Source organism: Streptomyces shinuiensis (genome assembly GCF_043660855.1).
Classification (GTDB): Bacteria; Actinomycetota; Actinomycetes; order Streptomycetales; family Streptomycetaceae; genus Streptomyces.
Map to the genome: position 1 here is coordinate 5,307,631 of NZ_JBIHML010000001.1, position 15,673 is coordinate 5,323,303.

Here is a 15,673-nt window from a genome sequence, read left to right on the forward strand (position 1 = left end):
GGCCGTATGGGCACCGCGAACGGAACCGACCCAACCCGCCCCGCCGGCCCCGAGGCGGCCGGCGGGGCGGTCGACGAGTACGTGGGCCGCCGCCCGGCCCCCGCGCTGCGGCCGTACGTCGCCGGGTACACCGGCTACCGCCAGGCCGGTCTGCCGCCCACCCTCCACCGCGGCCTGCCCTCCCCGTACCTGACGCTGATCCTCACCCTGGACGACCGGCTCACCGTGGCCGCCCACCCCGACCCCCGGCAGCCGCCCGCCCACTACGACACGCTGCTCGGCGGCCTCCACGCGGCGCCCGCGCTGATCGCCCACGAGGGCAGGCAGTCGGGCGTCCGGATCGCGCTCGGCCCGCTGGGCGCACGGGCCCTGCTGGGCCCGCCCGCCGGTGAGCTGGCGCATCTGGACGTACCCGCCGACGCCGTGCTCGGCCGGCGCTGCGCCGAGCTCCACGACCGGCTGCGGCAGGCCGCGACCTGGCCGGAGCGCTTCGCCGTACTGGACCGCGCCCTGTCCGACCTGCTGCGCCCGGAGCGGACCGTGCGCCCCGGAGTGGCGAGGGCCTGGCACCGGCTGCTGGCCTCCGGCGGCACCGCCGCCGTCCCGGAGCTGGCCAAGGAGGCCGGCTGGAGCACCCGCCACCTCACCGGCCGCTTCCGCGCCGAGATCGGACTCACGCCCAGGACCGCGGCCCGGGTGGTCCGCTTCGACCGGGCCCGCCGGCTGCTGGTGGCCCGGGCCGCGGGGACCGCCGGAACCGGTGCGGCGGTCGCGGGCGAGCCGGGACCGGCCGGACTGGCGGTGGAGTGTGGTTACTTCGACCAGGCCCATCTGGCCCGGGAGTTCCGCGCACTGGCGGGCTGCGCACCCAGCCGCTGGCTGGAGCAGGAGCACGGCACGCTGTTCCGAAACGTCCAAGCCGCCGAGGACGCCGCGGCGCCACAGTGGGATGTGCGGGGGCTCACCGAGAAGGGGTGAGCCGCGAGAAACCCGGCGGAACCCGGCACAGGAGGGCGGCGGAGATGACGGCAGGCACGGAACCCACGACACCGGAACCCACGGCACCGGACCCCGCGGTGTGGCCGACGCTGCGGGCCCGCGACGCCCTGGCGCTGATCCGCTTCCTGACCGACGCGTTCGGTTTCCGGCAGACGCTGGTCGTCAGGGGCGAGGGCGCGGACGCCGACACCGTCCACCACGCGCAACTGGACTGGCCCGAGGGCGGCGGGATCATGCTCGGCTCGGTACGCGGAGGCGACGACGACCCCTGGCCCCTGGAGCCGGGGAGCTTCGGCGCGTACGTCGTCACCGCCCGCCCCGACGAACTCTTCGCCCGGGCCGTGGGCGCCGGTGCGCGGGTGCTGAGGGAGCCGTACGACACCGGCCACGGCTCCCGCGACTTCGCCGTACGGGACCCCGAGGGCAACCGCTGGCAGTTCGGCACCTACCGCGGCGAGCCGCGCGGGGCGGCGCGTCCGGCGCGGGCCGCCGCCGGGAGCTGACGGGATCCGCCGGGGCCGCCGGGCGTACGGGTGCCGGAGCGGGCGAGCGGGTAGGCGTCCGGTTCCCGCGCCCCGAGAACCGGTCAACCGGTCAACCGGACGGCCGGACGGCCGGGCGTCCGAGAGCCGGCGAGCCCGAGAGGAAGACAGCCCCCATGACGACCAGCGTCGGCAACCCCGGCAGCACGACAGCCGAGTACAAGAGGTCCCCGAGCCACTTCACCGACCGCATCACGGCCGACGGCGCCGGCGGCTGGCCGGCCGAGGCCGGACGGTACCGGCTGGTGGTCAGCCGGGCCTGCCCCTGGGCGAGCCGGGCCCTGGTGGTGCGGCGGCTGCTCGGCCTGGAGGACGCGATCTCCCTGGCGGTCGCCGACCCCCTGCAGGACGAGCGGAGCTGGCGCTTCACCCTGGACCCGGACGGCCGGGACCCGGTGCTGGGCATCGCCTTCCTCGGCGAGGCGTACGCCGCCCGCGAACCCGGCTACGACGGCGGGATCAGCGTCCCGGCGATCGTCGACGTCCCCAGCGGCGTGCTCGTCACCAACGACTACCCGCGCATCACGCTCGACCTGGCCACCGAGTGGACCGCGCTGCACCGCGACGGCGCGCCCGACCTGTACCCCGAGCCGCTGCGCGACGAGATCGACGAGGTGATGGAGGACGTCTACCGCAATCTGAACAACGGCGTGTACCTGGCCGGGTTCGCCAAGAGCGAGCGGGCCTACGAGCGCGCCTACCGGAACCTGTTCGCCTGCTGGGACCGGCTCTCACAGCGCCTGGCCGACCGCCGCTACCTGGTGGGGGACACCATCACCGAGGCCGACGTGCGGCTGTTCACCACCCTGGTGCGCTTCGACGCGGTCTACCACAACCACTTCAGGTGCAACCGCAACAAGCTGACCGAGGACCTGGTGCTGTGGGCCTACGCCCGCGATCTCTTCCAGACCCCCGGCTTCGGCGACACGGTCGACTTCGACCACATCAAGCACCACTACTACCAGGTGCACACCGACATCAACCCCACCCAGATCGTGCCGCTGGGCCCGGACCTGTCCGGGTGGTCGGCCCCGCACCGCCGCGAGGAGCTGGGCGGACGGCCCTTCGGCGACGGGACCCCGCCCGGCCCGCCGCCCGCGGCGGAGGAGATCCCCGCCCCGGGCCGGGCCGGCACCGGATCCGGTGCCGGGAGCGGGGGCGGCGCAGGCGGAGCGTGAAACCGCCTGCCGGGCCGCGTTCCCCGTCATTCCGCGTCGTTCCCCGGCCCCGGATTTCCCGTCTCCGGCGCGGGTACCCCGGCGGGGACGCAGGACGATCGCAGGCACCGACGTGGGAAACAGGTGGTCACCGTGCTCGCCGGACGGCTGGACGTGAAGACGCGGGCCTTCTCGGTGGAGGAGGTGCCCACCCCGCGCCCGGGGCCGGGAGAAGCGCTGGTCAAGGTGGAGGCCGCGGGGGTCTGCCTGTCGGACGTGCACCTGATCGACGGCACGCTCACCCCGCTGTACCTGCCCGGGGACACCGTCACCCTCGGCCACGAGGTCGCGGGCGTCGTCGCCGAACCGGGCGCGGGCGTGACCCGGTGGCGGCCGGGGCAGCGCGTCCTGCTCCAGGCCGGGGAGGAGCGGGACGGGGCGGTGTGGACCCGCGGCGTGGACTACGACGGCGGCTGGGCCGAGTACGCGGTGGCGACCGAGTCGACGCTGGTGCGGATCCCGGACGAGCTGCCCTTCGAGCAGGCCGCGATCATCCCGGACGCGGTGTCCACCCCGTGGGCCGCCATCACCGCCACCGCCCGCACCGAGCCCGCGCGCCCGGCCGGCGTCTGGGGCGCGGGCGGTCTGGGCGCGCACGGCGTGCAACTGCTGCGCCTGGTCGGCGCCGCGCCGATCATCGCGGTCGATCCCCTGCCCGAGGCGCGTGAGCGGTCCCTGGCCTTCGGCGCCGACATGGCCTTCTCGCCGGACGACCCCGAGCTGCCCGCCCGGGTGCGGGGGGAGACCGGCGGGGCCGGGCTGGCCGTCGCCTTCGACTTCGCCGGTGTGCCGACGGTGCGGGAGCAGGCGGTGCGCTGCCTGGGGCCAGGTGGCAGGCTGGTGCTGGTCGGGCTCACCGACAAGCCGCTGACCATCAGCGACGGCACCGCCTTCAGCTACTTCCAGCAGCAGGTGCTGGGCCACTACGGCTCCTCCGACGAGCACGTGGTGCAGCTCGTCGAACTGGTGCGGCGGCACCGGCTGGACTTCTCGCGGTCGGTCAGCGGGGTGCTGCCGCTGGCGGAGGCACGGGAGGCGGTGGACCGGCTGCTGCGCAAGGAGGGCAACCCGGTTCGGCTGATCCTGCGCCCGTGACGCGGCGCCGGTGCGGCGGCCGGGCGGGCCGTACGGGTTGTGCGGGCCGTGGGCGCCGGCGCCGGGCAGGGTCTCGTCCCTCCTGCCCGGCGCCGGAGCGAGTCCGCCGGACCGGCGTCCGTGGGGGGAGAAAACGCCGGGCCGGCGGGCGGGTGGCCGCGCCGGTCGGCGGTCGCCCGGTGAGCGGGCTCACCAGGTGGCCGCCCTGCCGTCAGCGGGCCTTGGCGGCGGATTCCTTCTGGAAGGCGCTCAGGCCGTACGCCCAGATCTGGTTGACCCGGCTGCGCTCGGCGGCGTTGGGGTAGGCGTTGGTGCAGGACGGGCCGGGGCCGCCGCCGGACATCAGCTCGCTGCACGGCCCGGAGTAGTTGTCCCGCAGGCCCAGCACATGGCCGGTCTCGTGCGAGGTCACGCGGGTGGAGTTGTAGACCTGGTTCTGCCGGTAGTCCAGGAAGATGTAGCCGTTGCCGCGGCCGTCGGTGCTGGCGTAGGAGCCGCGCGAGTCGTTGCCCTCGTAGTACCGGAAGTCGGCGTTGCTGCCCGACACCAGGCGCACGTTGCTGACCGAGGAGTTCCAGATCTGGGCGCTGCGGGATATCTCGGTGGCGAACGAGGGCGCCCGGCTGGCGTCGTAGACCACCGTGACGGCCTGCGCGCCCGTGGTCCGCTGCTTGGACAGCGCGGACTCCATCACGGCCTCGAAGAAGGCCCTGGTGTTGGCCTGGTCGGTGGCGGAGCCGGAGTACGCGGCGATCGAGGCGGGGAGCCGGTCGGCCTGGGCGGGGGCCGCGGAGGCCGGCACCGCGGTCAGGCTCAGGGCCGTGCCCAGGCCGAGCGCCGCGGCCAAGGCCGCTCTGGAGGACTTCATGTGGGGGGTCTCCTTCTCGTCGGTGAACCCGGGTGCGGAACCTGTGGGGGCCGGGTCCGGCGGAGGAACTTCGTTCAGTCAGAATTGTGTTCGACCTCGGCGCCGCCGGGATGATGCCAACAGCCGATAGCGCCGGGCTATCACCCGGATCGCACCGCTCGATCCCCCGACCGGAAGAGGCGTGCCGAGGACCACCGGAACGGCCCGGGACGGCCGAAGTCGCGTGCCGGGAACGCCGGGCATGCCGTTTCGGTGGCGTTTGGGCGGCTGGTGCCGCCTGTTGGGGCGTCGTTATCCTCCAGGGGTGGAGCTCGACGTGAGGCATCTGCGTGTGCTGTGCGCCATCGCCGACGCCGGCAGCGTCCGCAAGGCGGCGCTGCGCCTGGGCATGAGCCAGCCCTCCCTGACCACGCAGCTGCGCCGTATCGAGAACGCCATCGGCGGACGGCTGTTCACCCGTGAGCGCACGGGCAGCCGCCCCACGGCCCTGGGGCGGTCCGTGCTCTGCCGCGCACGTCCGATCGTCGCCGACATGGCGGCCCTGGTGAGCGAGGCCAGGAGCGCGGCGGCGCTGGCCGGAGGGGCGCGGCTGCGGATCGGCAGCACGGCCAGCCGTGCCGTGGCCGGATGGGTGCGCAGGCTCCGGGCCCGCTACCCCGGCGCCGAGACCGGGATCCACATCGACGTCTCGGCCAACTCGCTGCTCCAGACGGTCGCCGACGGGCAGGTGGACGTGGCGTTCGTCCACGAGCCGGAGGGCTTTCCGCTGCGTTTCCCCCCAGGCGTGGAACAGCACGTCCTGGTCGCCAGGGAACCGCAGTTCATCGCCCTGCCCGAGACCCACACCCAGGCCGGCCGCCGGGTGGTCGACATGGCCGACCTCGCCGAGGAGCAGTGGATCGTCGACTTCACGGCGGACGGGGAGTGGGCCGCCACGCGCCGCGCCTTCGCGACCGCCGGACTGAACCCGCGCATGGTCCACGTGCCCGACAACACCACCGCCGCGGCGCTGATCGCCGGGGGTGAGGCTGTGAGCGTGTGCCAGCCCGCCTCGCAGCAGCGCCAGGGAATGGTCATCCGGCCGCTGCGCGACGACCCGCTGGCGGTACGGCTGTTACTGACCTGCCGGTCGGACAGCCCTCTGGCGGCGGAGATCGGCGGACTGCGCACCGACCTCATGGCCGCCTACGCCGAGGTCGCCTGGGCCAGCCCCGCCTACCGCTGGTGGCTGCTGCGCCACGGCAGCCCGCTGCTCCCCTCACCGGGCGGCGGCCCCGCGCCGTCCGCCGCCGTGCGGTCCGGCGCACCGTCGCCCGGCCACGCCGACGGCCGGGCTGAGGCCGCGGGCGGCCTGCCGGACGGGCCGCCGGAGCACGCCCTGGCCGCGGTGCCCGGCCCGCTCCGGGCCGCACGGCGGCCCGCCCCGCACACCACCGCGCCGCGCGTACCCCGGGCGCGCGGATGAGGCGGACGCAGGGCGGGATACGGGTGGGAAGAGCAGGGCGGGATACGGGTGGGAAGAGCGGGGCGTGGGCGGGAAGAAGTGTGCGCGGCGGACGGCCCCGGGTCAGCCCCTGCCGAAGTCCAGCGGCGGCTCGACGGTGTGGAAGCACTGGGTGCACACATAGCCGCCGCGCGGCCCTTCCTGGACCGACCAGCCGCACTGCGCGCAGTGCATCACGGCCACGTCGTGCGCCGGGACGTCGGAGTGTGATGGGCTCATCCGGTTGCTCCGCAGTTGCCGCAGGACCAGCGCCCGTCGGGGCCCTGGATCACGGTGGCTCCGCATGTGGTGCAGTTCAACGGCAGTTCCCCTCCCGCCGTGTCCCGCCGGGTCCGTCCGCGCCGCCGGTGCGGTCACCACCGAAGGCGCGGCTGTCACACGTCACCGTAGCCCGGCGTACGGCCGGTGACGAGACCCCTCCGCGCGCCCTCCTACCTGATCCGCCTCCCGGTGCGGTGTTCCGCGCGCCGCCGGGTGCCCGGTGTCGCAATTCACCCCGGCGGCCCGGGTGCGGCTCGCTACCATCGAGGTACCGAATACCGGAATCCGCTCTTCCGAAATGCGGGACCAAGGTGTCTGCTGATCTCTCCTCCGTCATAGCCGCCACCACCCGGTGGCTGGTCCGTTCCTACCCGACCGCCGGCGGCGTGCTCAGCGCCTCCCTTGCCGAGGCGCAGGCGCGCCAGGCGGTCACGGTCGCGGCCTGGCTGCGCTATCCGACGCCGCTGGACGCCGCGCTGGTGACGGTCGCCGGACCGGGCGGCGCCCTGCGGCTGGACCGGATCACCGGCGTGGTGGCCCCGGAGCCGGCCGGCCCCGGGGACCCGGAAAGGGCCGACGAGTCCGGCGGCCCCGGCAGCTCCGGCGACCTCGCCGGCGCGTCCGCCGGACTGCCGTGGATCCCCGTGCCCCGCGAGCCCGGTGAGACGGGGAGCGCCTGGCGCACCTGGGTGGACGAGGTCCTCGCCAGCTGGGCGGCCTGCCTGCTGACCTCGCCGGACCTGGTGGAGGAGGCGGTGGCCGGTGCCCTGCGCAGCGAGCACGCGCGGGGGCTGGCGGTCGACTTCCGCAGGCTGGCCGCTCCCGACGGACTCGACCGGCAGGCCGTGCCCCTGCTGCGGCACCCCGACCTGATGGCGCCGATCGCCGAGCTGCACCGTGCCGGACTCCTGGCCTGCCTCACCTCCCACCGGGGCCCGGACGCCGAGGCCGCGGCGGCCGGCTGACCGCGACGGCGCTCGCCGCCGGGGCGGGCCGGCCGGCCGCCGTGTGCCGGAACGGCACCGGGTCGAGGATCGCGTCGGTGCCGTTGCGCGGCTCGCCCGGGAAGTAGAGCCGGGTGGTGAGCACGCGGCGGCCGCAGCCACGGCCGCTTCCGCAGACCCCGCAGCGTCTCGCGGTCCTCCGGGTGCTCCAGCAGGAAGTCGTCGGTGAACAGCACCACCCAGCCGTTCAGGCCCGGGACCCCGCGTCAGGGGCGCACCTGCCCGGGGGCGACCGCGCAGAGGTTCGGCGGGCTCGGCCGCCACGGCACCGCGTCCACCACATGCGTGCAGCGGCCGCCGGTGACGTACACGATCTCGTGGAAGACGTGCCGGCGCGGGAAGCCGGCGCGCGACGGCGGCCCGATGGTGTCGAAGGAGCCCACGGCGAACAGCAGCGCGTTCGGCGCGGGCACCTCCAGCCGGTGCGGCGGTACCGGCTCGTACGTCACTCCCCCCACCTCCCCGGCCGCCGGGGAGGATCAGGCCAGCACGGTGAACGCGCGCGTGGTGCCGGAGAAGGAGCGGGCGCCGCCCAGCAGGGGTTTGGCGTCGCCGTGGTAGCGGACGCGGTAGCGGCCGGGGGCGGTACCGTCGGGCACGTCCCAGGTGACGGTCACCTTCGAGGCGGCGATCCCGTCGCGCTCCCAGCGGAAGGCCGTCGACCAGTCGCCGTCGTCGGCGACCGTGCGCCACACCCCGCCCTCGTACCGCTCCACCCGCAGATAGGTGCTGCCCCTGTGCAGGTCGTTGCCGGGATGGGCGCCGGCGAACACCGCCGTGACCCGCTCGCCGGCCCGGTGGCCCTCGCGCGGCTGGGTCAGCACGTCCCCGAACGAGCGCCCGATCTGCGGGGCGTCCACAACGATCGGCGGCTGGAGGGCGAGCGGCGCGGCGGACAGGTCGGGCGGCTCCGGGCCGGCCGGCAGCGTCCGCCCCTCGCGCATCGCGCGGGCCAGCTCCGCCGAGATCTGCTGGACGGCGGGCAGTTGCCAGCGGCCGAAGAGGGTGCTGCCGCCCTCGTAGTGCTGGGCGTCGTACTCCTCGGGGGTGGTGAGGTAGTGGAAGTAGGAGTTGGCGTAGCCCGCCACCAGCACGTCGTCCAGGTCGGCGCCGGTGACCTCCGCGACGGTGCGCCGCAGCCGCAGCCCCGCCGCGATGGTGACCTCGCCGGGGACGCCGATCAGGTACAGGCGGCCGATCCGCACGAGCTGGACGGGGACGGTCTCCTGCACCCAGGGGTAGATCCGGTTCATCTCCCCGATGGGCACGGCTATCGCCTTGGGCGCGTGGGCGTCGCGCAGCTCCGGTGAGACGGTGTAGATCACCGAGTGGGAGACGGCGTCCCAGAAGGGGTTGTCGCCCTCGGAGAAGCCGGGAAAGGCCGGGCCGTCCTCCGTGCTGCCCGCCGCCATGGCCGCGCCGACCGCGGGCCTGGCGGTCCTGTGGGTGCGCCCGTCGCCGGTGAACTCCGGTTCCACGGTGACGTCGGAGAGGTCCACGTACACCAGCCGGGAGTCCACGCCGCCGGACAGCCGGGTGCCGGGCCGGTCCAACTGCCTCACGGCTGCCTCGTACTGGCGCAGGCCCATCTCCCGGGTGCGCTCGAAGTCCTCCGGCGTGGTCGGCGGCTCCAGGTCGAGGTTGGGGGACATGTCCCCGGCGTTGGTCTGCGCGAAGGCCGCGATCACCTCGGGCGCGGTACCGGCCAGGTAGTCCGCGCCCGCCACCTCGCGCTCCCAGCGGTGGGCGGCGTAGCCCTTGTTGTCGGCGCTGATGAGCCGGTTGTCGCCGGACATGCTGGTGCAGTGGGTGGCGAACCAGTTGACCGCGCCCACCAGCCGGCCCTGCCGCTCGATCCGCAGCAGCGTGGTGAGCGGGTCGGTCGCGTCGGGGAAGTGCGCCTTGACGCCGGCCGGGTTGCGGTCGAAGGCGGTACGGGAGCGGTTGACGCTGGCGCCGCGCAACTCACCGCGGGAGAGGGAGAGATCGGAGGGCGCGAGATCGGCGTGGGCCCGGCCCACGGCCTCCACGATGCCGCGTACGACCGCGTCGAAGGTCTTGGCGTGGAAGCCGAGCGTGGTGATGTTGTAGAGCAGGTGGTGGGAGTAGCCGCCCGGCCCGGCGTGGGTGTGGGTGGCGGTGACCATGGTGTTGCGGGCGTTGTAGAGGCCGCCGTACCGCTCGTCCAGGGCACGCAGCACCGCCTGGTGCACGCTGGAGAAGATCATGGGGGAGTCGACCACGACGAGGGCCACCCGCTCCCCGGCGCTCCCGTCCCCGGCCTGGTCGGCGATGACGAAGGCGCGGGCCCGCAGCCGGTTGTGCAGGCCCTGGGCCTGCTGGTCGGTGCGCCCGTAGCCCATCATGCCGACCTCGGCCACCTCGCCGGTGGCGTCCGCGATGCCGCGTCCCACCAGGTAGGAGCCGTCCCCCGCCCCGCCGGCCTGCCCGGGTGCGGCGGAGGTGTGGCCGGCGGTGGTGCTCCCGGCGGCGCGGGCCGCGGCCGCGGGGAGTCCGGCGAGGCCGAGTCCGGCCGTCGCGGCGGTGGCGCGCAGGACACCGCGGCGGCTGCTGCCCGGCGTACGGGCGGGGGAGTCCGGTGCGCCCGGTGCGTCGCCGGACGGTGTGCGCCGCTGGGTTCGGGGATCGCTCACGTGCGGCTCCTCACGGTGCTGTGGGGGGTTACCGCCGGTTTACCGACAGGTGTTGCGAGCATGACACCCATGGCATCCGCAGACAATCCGTCTGCGCGGGATCGACGCCGAAGCGGCCGCGCCGCCCGCGACCGCTCCGGTGTGAGCCCGGCGCGCCTCCTGCGGGCCGCCCGCGCGGGCCGCGGTGGACCGGGCGGCGGGACCGCTGGGCGGGTACGGCCCGCCCCGAGGCCGCGCCGTGCGAGACACCCGGCCCCGCAGGGGGCCGGCCGACTACCAGAGATCGCCCTCGCGCCAGTCGCAGACCAGTTCACCGGACAGGTCCGGGACCGGACCGCCCGCCACCGGCAGGACGTGGACGCACCCGTCGTCCTCCTCCGTGCGCACGGCGCCCGAGGTGGTGAGCACCGAGGTGGGCCCCTGCCACAGCAGCCAGCCGCGCGCCGCGTAGAAGCCCAGCGCCTCGTCGGTGGAGGCCAGCGCCCCCAGGTCGTACGCACCGCGCACCACCCGCTCCAGCGCCCCCATCAGTGCCGCCCCGTATCCGCGTCCGCGCCGGCCGGCACGGACCCCGACCCCCTCCACATAGCCGGCGCGCAGCGCGCGGCCGCCGTGCAGCAGCCGCCGCTGGACCAGCGAGGCGTGGCCCACCAGCTCCGGCCCCTCCCAGGCCAGCGCGTGCACACCGCCCAGGGCGTGCTCCCAGTCCTGGTCGGTCATGTCCCCCTCGAACACCTCCTCGAGCAGGGACCGGGCCGCCGCGCGGACGGAGGCGCCCAGATCCGCCGTGTGGACGAGCACGATCCCGCCGGAACCACCGCCGTCCCCGATCCTGATGCCTGTCATGCCCCCATCCTGGCAGTACGGCGCCGCCCGCCGCCGTGTCCCCACGGCGGCGGGCGGCGTTGCTCGGGGGCGGCGGGCCGGGCAGGGGCGGTACGCCTCAGTGGCGCCCCGGCCCCCGGCCGCGCAGCCTGCTCAGGGCCTGCTTGGCCTGGGCCCGCTTCCTGGGGTCGGAGGCCGCCCTCTTGGCCTGCCGGGTCAGTCGGCGACCCTGCGGGGTTCGGGCGAACATGGCGATCTTGCTCAGAATGCCCGGCACGGTTCCTCCAGCTGTTCACGGGCGCTCGCCGTGGCGAGCCGCACCCTTTGCGCTCGGTTGTCCTCCCGCCTCCTACCCCGGCGGGCGCGGGTGATGTGCGGGTGTCCCCGGAGCCGCGCCCCACGGCCTTCGGGAGGCGTGTTCCGGGCGTGAGCGGGCCGCTCTAGGATGAGCCCCGGTTCGCCGGCGACCGCGGGCGGGAGGGAGAAGCGTTGAAGCGTCCCACGATGGTGGACATCGCCCGCCGTGCGGGAGTGACCAAGAGCGCGGTCTCCTTCGCGCTCAACGGCCGCCCGGGGGTGTCGGAGGCGACCCGCGCCAGAGTGCTCGCCATCGCCGAGGAGCTGGGCTGGCAGCCCAACAGCGCGGCCAGGGCCCTCTCGGACGGCAGGGCCGGGGCCTTCGGACTGGTGGTGGACCGCCCGGCCCGCTCCCTGGGTATCGAGCCGTTCTTCATGCAACTGGTCTCGGGCATCCAGGGCGAGTTGTCCGGGGACGGCACCTCCCTGCTGTTCACCGTCGCGCCCGACGCGGACGCCGAGACGGCCACCTACCGGGCCTGGTGGGCGCAGCGCAAGGTCGACGGCGTCTTCCTGGTCGACCTGCGGGTGGACGACCCCCGGATACGCGTCCTGGAGGAACTGCGCCTGCCCGCCGTGGTGATCGGCTCACCCGTCGGCACCGGAAGCCTGCCCACGGTGTGGAGTGACGACGCGGCGGGGGTGCGCACCGCCGTCACTCACCTCGCCGACCTCGGGCACCGCTCCATCGCCCACGTCACCGGCCCCGCAGCCCTGCGGCACACCCTCCTGCGCACCGAGGCGTTCGCCGCCGCCACCGTCGAGCGCGGCGTCACCGGCCGGAGCGTGGAGGCCGACTACAGCGGCGAACAGGGCTGCGCCGCCACCCGGGCCCTGCTGGAGGGCGAGAACCGCCCCACCGCGATCCTCTACGACAACGACGTGATGGCCGTCTCCGGCCTGAGCGCCGCGCAGAGCCTGGGCGTCCGAGTCCCCGCCGACGTCTCCCTGGTCGCCTGGGACGACTCACCGCTGTGCGAACTGGTCCACCCCGGTCTGACCGCACTGCGCCGCGACATCGCCGCCTATGGCGCCCTGGCCGCCCGCCGGCTCAGGGCCGTGGCCGCCGGCCGCCGCGTCGAACACCGCCGCGCCCCCGCCCCCACCCTGACCGTCCGCGCCAGCACCGCCGCCCCCTCCCGCGACACGGCGGCGCTGTAGCCCGCGCCGGGTGTGCCGCCTGGCTACCGTACGAAGGCGGTGACGCCCTCGTACGTGCCCTGTGACGCCTGGCCCGTCGTCTCGTACTCCATGAGCAGCAGTCCGTTCGGCGTCGCCTCGTGGCGGACCAGACGGAGACCGGAGGGGGCGCCGGGGCCGGACATCAGGCGGCGGCCGGCCCTGAGCACCGTGGGCGCGACAACGAGGCGGAGCGTGTCGACCAGGCCCGCGGCCAGCAGCGCGTCTCCCAGGCGGGCGCTGCCGTGGACCTGGATCTCCCGCCCCGGCCGTGCCCTGAGCTCGGCGACCGTGCGGACCGGATCGCCCCTGAGCACGGTCGTGGGATGCCAGGCCCCCTCGGTGAGGGTGTTGGAGACGACGTACTTCGGCAGTGTGTTCATCCGCTCGGCGAACGGATCGGCCGGGTCGGTGATCGCCGGCCAGTCGCGTGCGAACGCCTCGTAGGTGCGCCGGCCCAGCAGCAGGCCGTCGGCGAGGTCGAGCCACTCGGAGGCACGCCGGACGAACGTCCCGTCCATGTGGGGGACGAGCCAGCCGCCGCGGCCGAAACCGCCGCTGGTGTCCTCGTCCGGCGAGCCGGGCCCCTGGCTGACCCCGTCGAGCGTGGTGAAGGCGGTGAGGGCGATCCTCATCGCGGAGCCCGTCGCGGAGCCGTGCCGCACGGCCATCCGGTAGTCCGTGCCCTCCGGGTGATCGGCCAGTGTGATCGTGGCGGTCATCGCGACCGGGGCCGGGTCCGCGGGACGCCAGGCGCTGTCCACCGCGTTGGTGAACACGATCCGGTGGAGTCCGTCGACGGCGAGGAAGCACGCGTCCAGATGCGGGACGAACCCGGCCCTGTCCCCGCGGCTCTCCGGAAACGGCGACGGCGCACCCTTCCCGCCCCGGGTCGGACGTCAGGCTTCGGGGTCCAGCATCGCCGCCGCGGTGGCCCGGTCGGTCTCGGCGCCGGTGGTCAGCGCGTACAGGGCGTACCCGATCGGGGAGGCGTCCCACAGGTCCTTCGCCTGGGCCGCCAGGCCGGGGTGGACGCGCCCACCCGCCCGCTCGTACGCGGTGAGAGTGGCCTGCAGCATCTCCTCGCCCGCGGCGCCGTACTGGAAGGACAGGTCACGGGCGGGGTCGTCCACGCGGGCGGTGGTCCAGTCCAGGACACCGGTGATCGTGCCCTCCTCGTCCAGCAGCACGTGCGCGGGGTAGATCTCGCCGTGGGTCATCACGGTCCGCTCGGGCCAGCAGGTGTCGTCCTCGAGCCAGGCCCGCCAGGCCTCGGCCAGGGCGGGGGAGACGGTGAAGGCCTCGCTCACGCGGGCGATGTCGTCCCGCCACGCCTGACGTACCCGGGCCGGTGCGCGGACCTCGACGCCCGCGGCCCCGGCCCGCTCCGGAGCGATGGAGTGCAGACGGGCCAGCAGGCGCCCCAGGCGCTCGGCGTAGTCCGGGCTGGCGGGGTCCATGTGCCAGTTTGGCTCCCCGGCGTCGGTCAGGGTCAGGCCCGGGGCGCCGGGCAGGGCCGGGTAGGCGATCAGCTCGGGGGAGCGGACCTGCCAGTCGGGGACCGCGACACCGTCCTCGGCCAGGACGGGGGCGACCAGCTCGAGGATGCGTCTCTCGGCGGCCGTGCCCTCGGAGACGTCGGCGCGACGCGGCACGCGCAGCACCCACCTCCGGCCGCTCGTGTCGAAGGCCATGACGACCCGGTAGTCCAGGCCCGCCTCGTTCACGGTGGCGTCCCGCGCGGACAGGTGAAGGCCGTGTACGGCGGCCAGGGCGATGACATCGTCGATCGTGCTCATGGGGCCACGCTCCCACCCGCGCTCGCGCCGCCTCCAACTCTTTTCCCCACCACCCGCGCCGCCGGGGGCTGTTCCTCCGGAGCGAGGCGACCCCCTCCTCGGCCGTCTTCGCCTGCCGGATCATCCCTGTACTCGCCCCGGGCAGAGCGCTGCCTCCTCGCCCGCGGCCACCGGTTCGAGCCATCGAAGTACAGCGCGGAAGGACTGGGTTCGCCCGGAGGGCGGGCGCGGTCGTCACAGGGGCTTGAGGCGGGTGCGCAGGAGGCAGAACTCGTTGCCCTCGGGATCGGACAGGACGTGCCAGCTCTCGGTACCGGTCTGGCCGACGTCGGCGGGCCTGGCGCCGAGGGCGAGCAGCCGTTCCAGCTCGGCGTCCTGGTCGCGGTCGGTGGGGCTGACATCGATGTGCAGCCGGAGTCTCCCCGGTCGGGGGTCGCCGGTGGGGCTGATGACGAGGGTGGGCTGTGGGCCTCCGAAACCGGCCTCGGGCGGGCCGATCTCGATGCTTCCGTCGTCCTCCCGGCCGAGTTCGGCGTATCCGAGGACCTCGCTCCAGAACGCGGCCAGCCGTTCGGGATCGGCGGCGTCGATGACGAGTTCGCTGATGCGGCATGCCATGGCCGTCACCCTACGCGGGCCAGGACGGCCCGCACTCACACGAGGAAGAACTCAGGCTGCAAGGCGCACCACGGCATGACAGAGGGCGTCGATCTGCTCGGGGGACATGTCGAAGTCGTAGGCGGTGTCCTCGACCGACTCCCCGGCCTCCCACAGATCGGTGATGGCCTTGACCGGGACGCGATTGGCCGCGACGACAGGACGGCCGTGGCCGAATCGCGGATCGATCACGACGGGAACGGTCTGCGGATACTGCCTCAGCCGCAGACTCGTGGGGAAGTCGTCGTCGGAGTCCCAGGAGAGGTGACGGAGGTAGTCGGACACGACCTCGTGAATCGGGGCCTGCCCGTCCCGGGCCCTGCGCAGATCCCCGAAACCGTGCTCGGCGAGGATGTCCACACCGTCCGTGGCGATCCGCTTCGACACCAGGCCGTAGGGGGTGGCGAAGGCGTTCCGCACGGCCGTCGCGGCCTCCCTGCGCTCGCTCGTCCGCAGGCCGAGGGAGCGCAGGGACCGCAGGACGTGGGCTTCGGCCACGGCGACGAACGGTACGGAGGGCTGCCCCCTCCGTATCGGCTCCACCTGGTGGACCAGAGGGGCGCCGGCGGCCTTCCCCTTCAGCCAGGACGCGAGAGTCGATGACGGGATCTCCAGGTAGGTAGAGGTTTCCGCAGGCGTCAGCAGTCCGTCCGTGAACCTGTCGACCATGATCGGCCTCCCGTTGGCGTCAGGGCTCGCATCGTCGCGCGTT

17 protein-coding genes are annotated in these 15,673 nt (G+C 74.6%); 7 read left to right on the forward strand and 10 right to left on the reverse strand.

What is annotated here, in order from left to right:
* The first annotated feature begins 6 nt into the window (after window positions 1–6).
* The 4 genes from ACGRHY_RS24065 to ACGRHY_RS24080 all read left to right on the forward strand — a co-directional run bounded on the left by ACGRHY_RS24065 (window position 7) and on the right by ACGRHY_RS24080 (window position 3,853).
* Entirely contained in the window at window positions 7–978 is a 972-nt protein-coding gene (locus ACGRHY_RS24065) for an AraC family transcriptional regulator (RefSeq protein WP_394637397.1), read from the forward strand.
* Window positions 979–1,022: 44 nt separating this feature from the next.
* Window positions 1,023–1,502, forward strand: coding sequence for a VOC family protein (locus ACGRHY_RS24070; protein WP_394637398.1), 480 nt, complete (start codon window positions 1,023–1,025; stop codon window positions 1,500–1,502).
* A 155-nt stretch (window positions 1,503–1,657) separates the two neighbouring features.
* Window positions 1,658–2,719: a glutathione S-transferase family protein gene (locus ACGRHY_RS24075; protein ID WP_394637399.1), complete on the forward strand. Its 1,062-nt coding sequence runs from the start codon at window positions 1,658–1,660 to the stop codon at window positions 2,717–2,719.
* Between the two features lie 123 nt (window positions 2,720–2,842).
* Window positions 2,843–3,853, forward strand: a complete 1,011-nt coding sequence (locus ACGRHY_RS24080) for a zinc-binding dehydrogenase (RefSeq protein WP_394637400.1) — start codon at window positions 2,843–2,845, stop codon at window positions 3,851–3,853.
* Between the two features lie 211 nt (window positions 3,854–4,064).
* On the opposite strand, the gene snpA is transcribed toward ACGRHY_RS24080, so the two are convergent.
* On the reverse strand, window positions 4,065–4,721 hold the full coding sequence (snpA, locus tag ACGRHY_RS24085; RefSeq protein WP_394637401.1) for a snapalysin: 657 nt from the start codon (window positions 4,719–4,721) through the stop codon (window positions 4,065–4,067).
* Window positions 4,722–5,025: 304 nt separating this feature from the next.
* Here snpA and ACGRHY_RS24090 point away from each other — a divergent pair, with 304 nt between their 5' ends.
* The gene (locus ACGRHY_RS24090; protein WP_394637402.1) at window positions 5,026–6,186 is read left to right on the forward strand and encodes a LysR family transcriptional regulator; all 1,161 of its coding nucleotides are present in this window, start codon (window positions 5,026–5,028) and stop codon (window positions 6,184–6,186) included.
* 102 nt (window positions 6,187–6,288) lie between these two features.
* On the opposite strand, the gene ACGRHY_RS24095 is transcribed toward ACGRHY_RS24090, so the two are convergent.
* Entirely contained in the window at window positions 6,289–6,444 is a 156-nt protein-coding gene (locus ACGRHY_RS24095) for a hypothetical protein (RefSeq protein WP_394637403.1), read from the reverse strand.
* Between the two features lie 353 nt (window positions 6,445–6,797).
* On the opposite strand from ACGRHY_RS24095, the gene ACGRHY_RS24100 reads away from it, so the two are divergent.
* Complete coding sequence (locus ACGRHY_RS24100; protein ID WP_394637404.1) at window positions 6,798–7,451, forward strand: hypothetical protein; 654 nt, start codon at window positions 6,798–6,800, stop codon at window positions 7,449–7,451.
* A gap of 245 nt (window positions 7,452–7,696) precedes the next feature.
* On the opposite strand, the gene ACGRHY_RS24105 is transcribed toward ACGRHY_RS24100, so the two are convergent.
* The 4 genes from ACGRHY_RS24105 to ACGRHY_RS24120 form a co-directional block, all read right to left on the reverse strand.
* Entirely contained in the window at window positions 7,697–7,939 is a 243-nt protein-coding gene (locus ACGRHY_RS24105; protein WP_394637405.1) for a cupin domain-containing protein, read from the reverse strand.
* A gap of 30 nt (window positions 7,940–7,969) precedes the next feature.
* Window positions 7,970–10,045 (reverse strand): neutral/alkaline non-lysosomal ceramidase N-terminal domain-containing protein, encoded by a 2,076-nt coding sequence (locus ACGRHY_RS24110; RefSeq protein WP_394638180.1) that lies wholly within the window; start codon window positions 10,043–10,045, stop codon window positions 7,970–7,972.
* A gap of 372 nt (window positions 10,046–10,417) precedes the next feature.
* Entirely contained in the window at window positions 10,418–10,990 is a 573-nt protein-coding gene (locus ACGRHY_RS24115) for a GNAT family N-acetyltransferase (protein ID WP_394637406.1), read from the reverse strand.
* A 97-nt stretch (window positions 10,991–11,087) separates the two neighbouring features.
* Window positions 11,088–11,246, reverse strand: coding sequence for a hypothetical protein (locus ACGRHY_RS24120; protein ID WP_394638221.1), 159 nt, complete (start codon window positions 11,244–11,246; stop codon window positions 11,088–11,090).
* A 212-nt stretch (window positions 11,247–11,458) separates the two neighbouring features.
* Between ACGRHY_RS24120 and ACGRHY_RS24125 the strand changes: the two genes are divergently transcribed.
* A complete protein-coding gene (locus ACGRHY_RS24125; protein ID WP_394637407.1) occupies window positions 11,459–12,487 on the forward strand; it encodes a LacI family DNA-binding transcriptional regulator in 1,029 nt (342 codons plus the stop codon).
* Between the two features lie 23 nt (window positions 12,488–12,510).
* On the opposite strand, the gene ACGRHY_RS24130 is transcribed toward ACGRHY_RS24125, so the two are convergent.
* From ACGRHY_RS24130 to ACGRHY_RS24145, 4 genes are all read right to left on the reverse strand, one after another.
* Window positions 12,511–13,284, reverse strand: coding sequence for a dihydrofolate reductase family protein (locus ACGRHY_RS24130; RefSeq protein ID WP_394637408.1), 774 nt, complete (start codon window positions 13,282–13,284; stop codon window positions 12,511–12,513).
* A gap of 120 nt (window positions 13,285–13,404) precedes the next feature.
* Complete coding sequence (locus tag ACGRHY_RS24135) at window positions 13,405–14,304, reverse strand: macrolide 2'-phosphotransferase (RefSeq protein ID WP_394637409.1); 900 nt, start codon at window positions 14,302–14,304, stop codon at window positions 13,405–13,407.
* A gap of 234 nt (window positions 14,305–14,538) precedes the next feature.
* Complete coding sequence (locus ACGRHY_RS24140) at window positions 14,539–14,922, reverse strand: VOC family protein (RefSeq protein ID WP_394637410.1); 384 nt, start codon at window positions 14,920–14,922, stop codon at window positions 14,539–14,541.
* A 51-nt stretch (window positions 14,923–14,973) separates the two neighbouring features.
* Entirely contained in the window at window positions 14,974–15,630 is a 657-nt protein-coding gene (locus ACGRHY_RS24145) for a DUF433 domain-containing protein (protein ID WP_394637411.1), read from the reverse strand.
* Window positions 15,631–15,673: the final 43 nt, after the last annotated feature.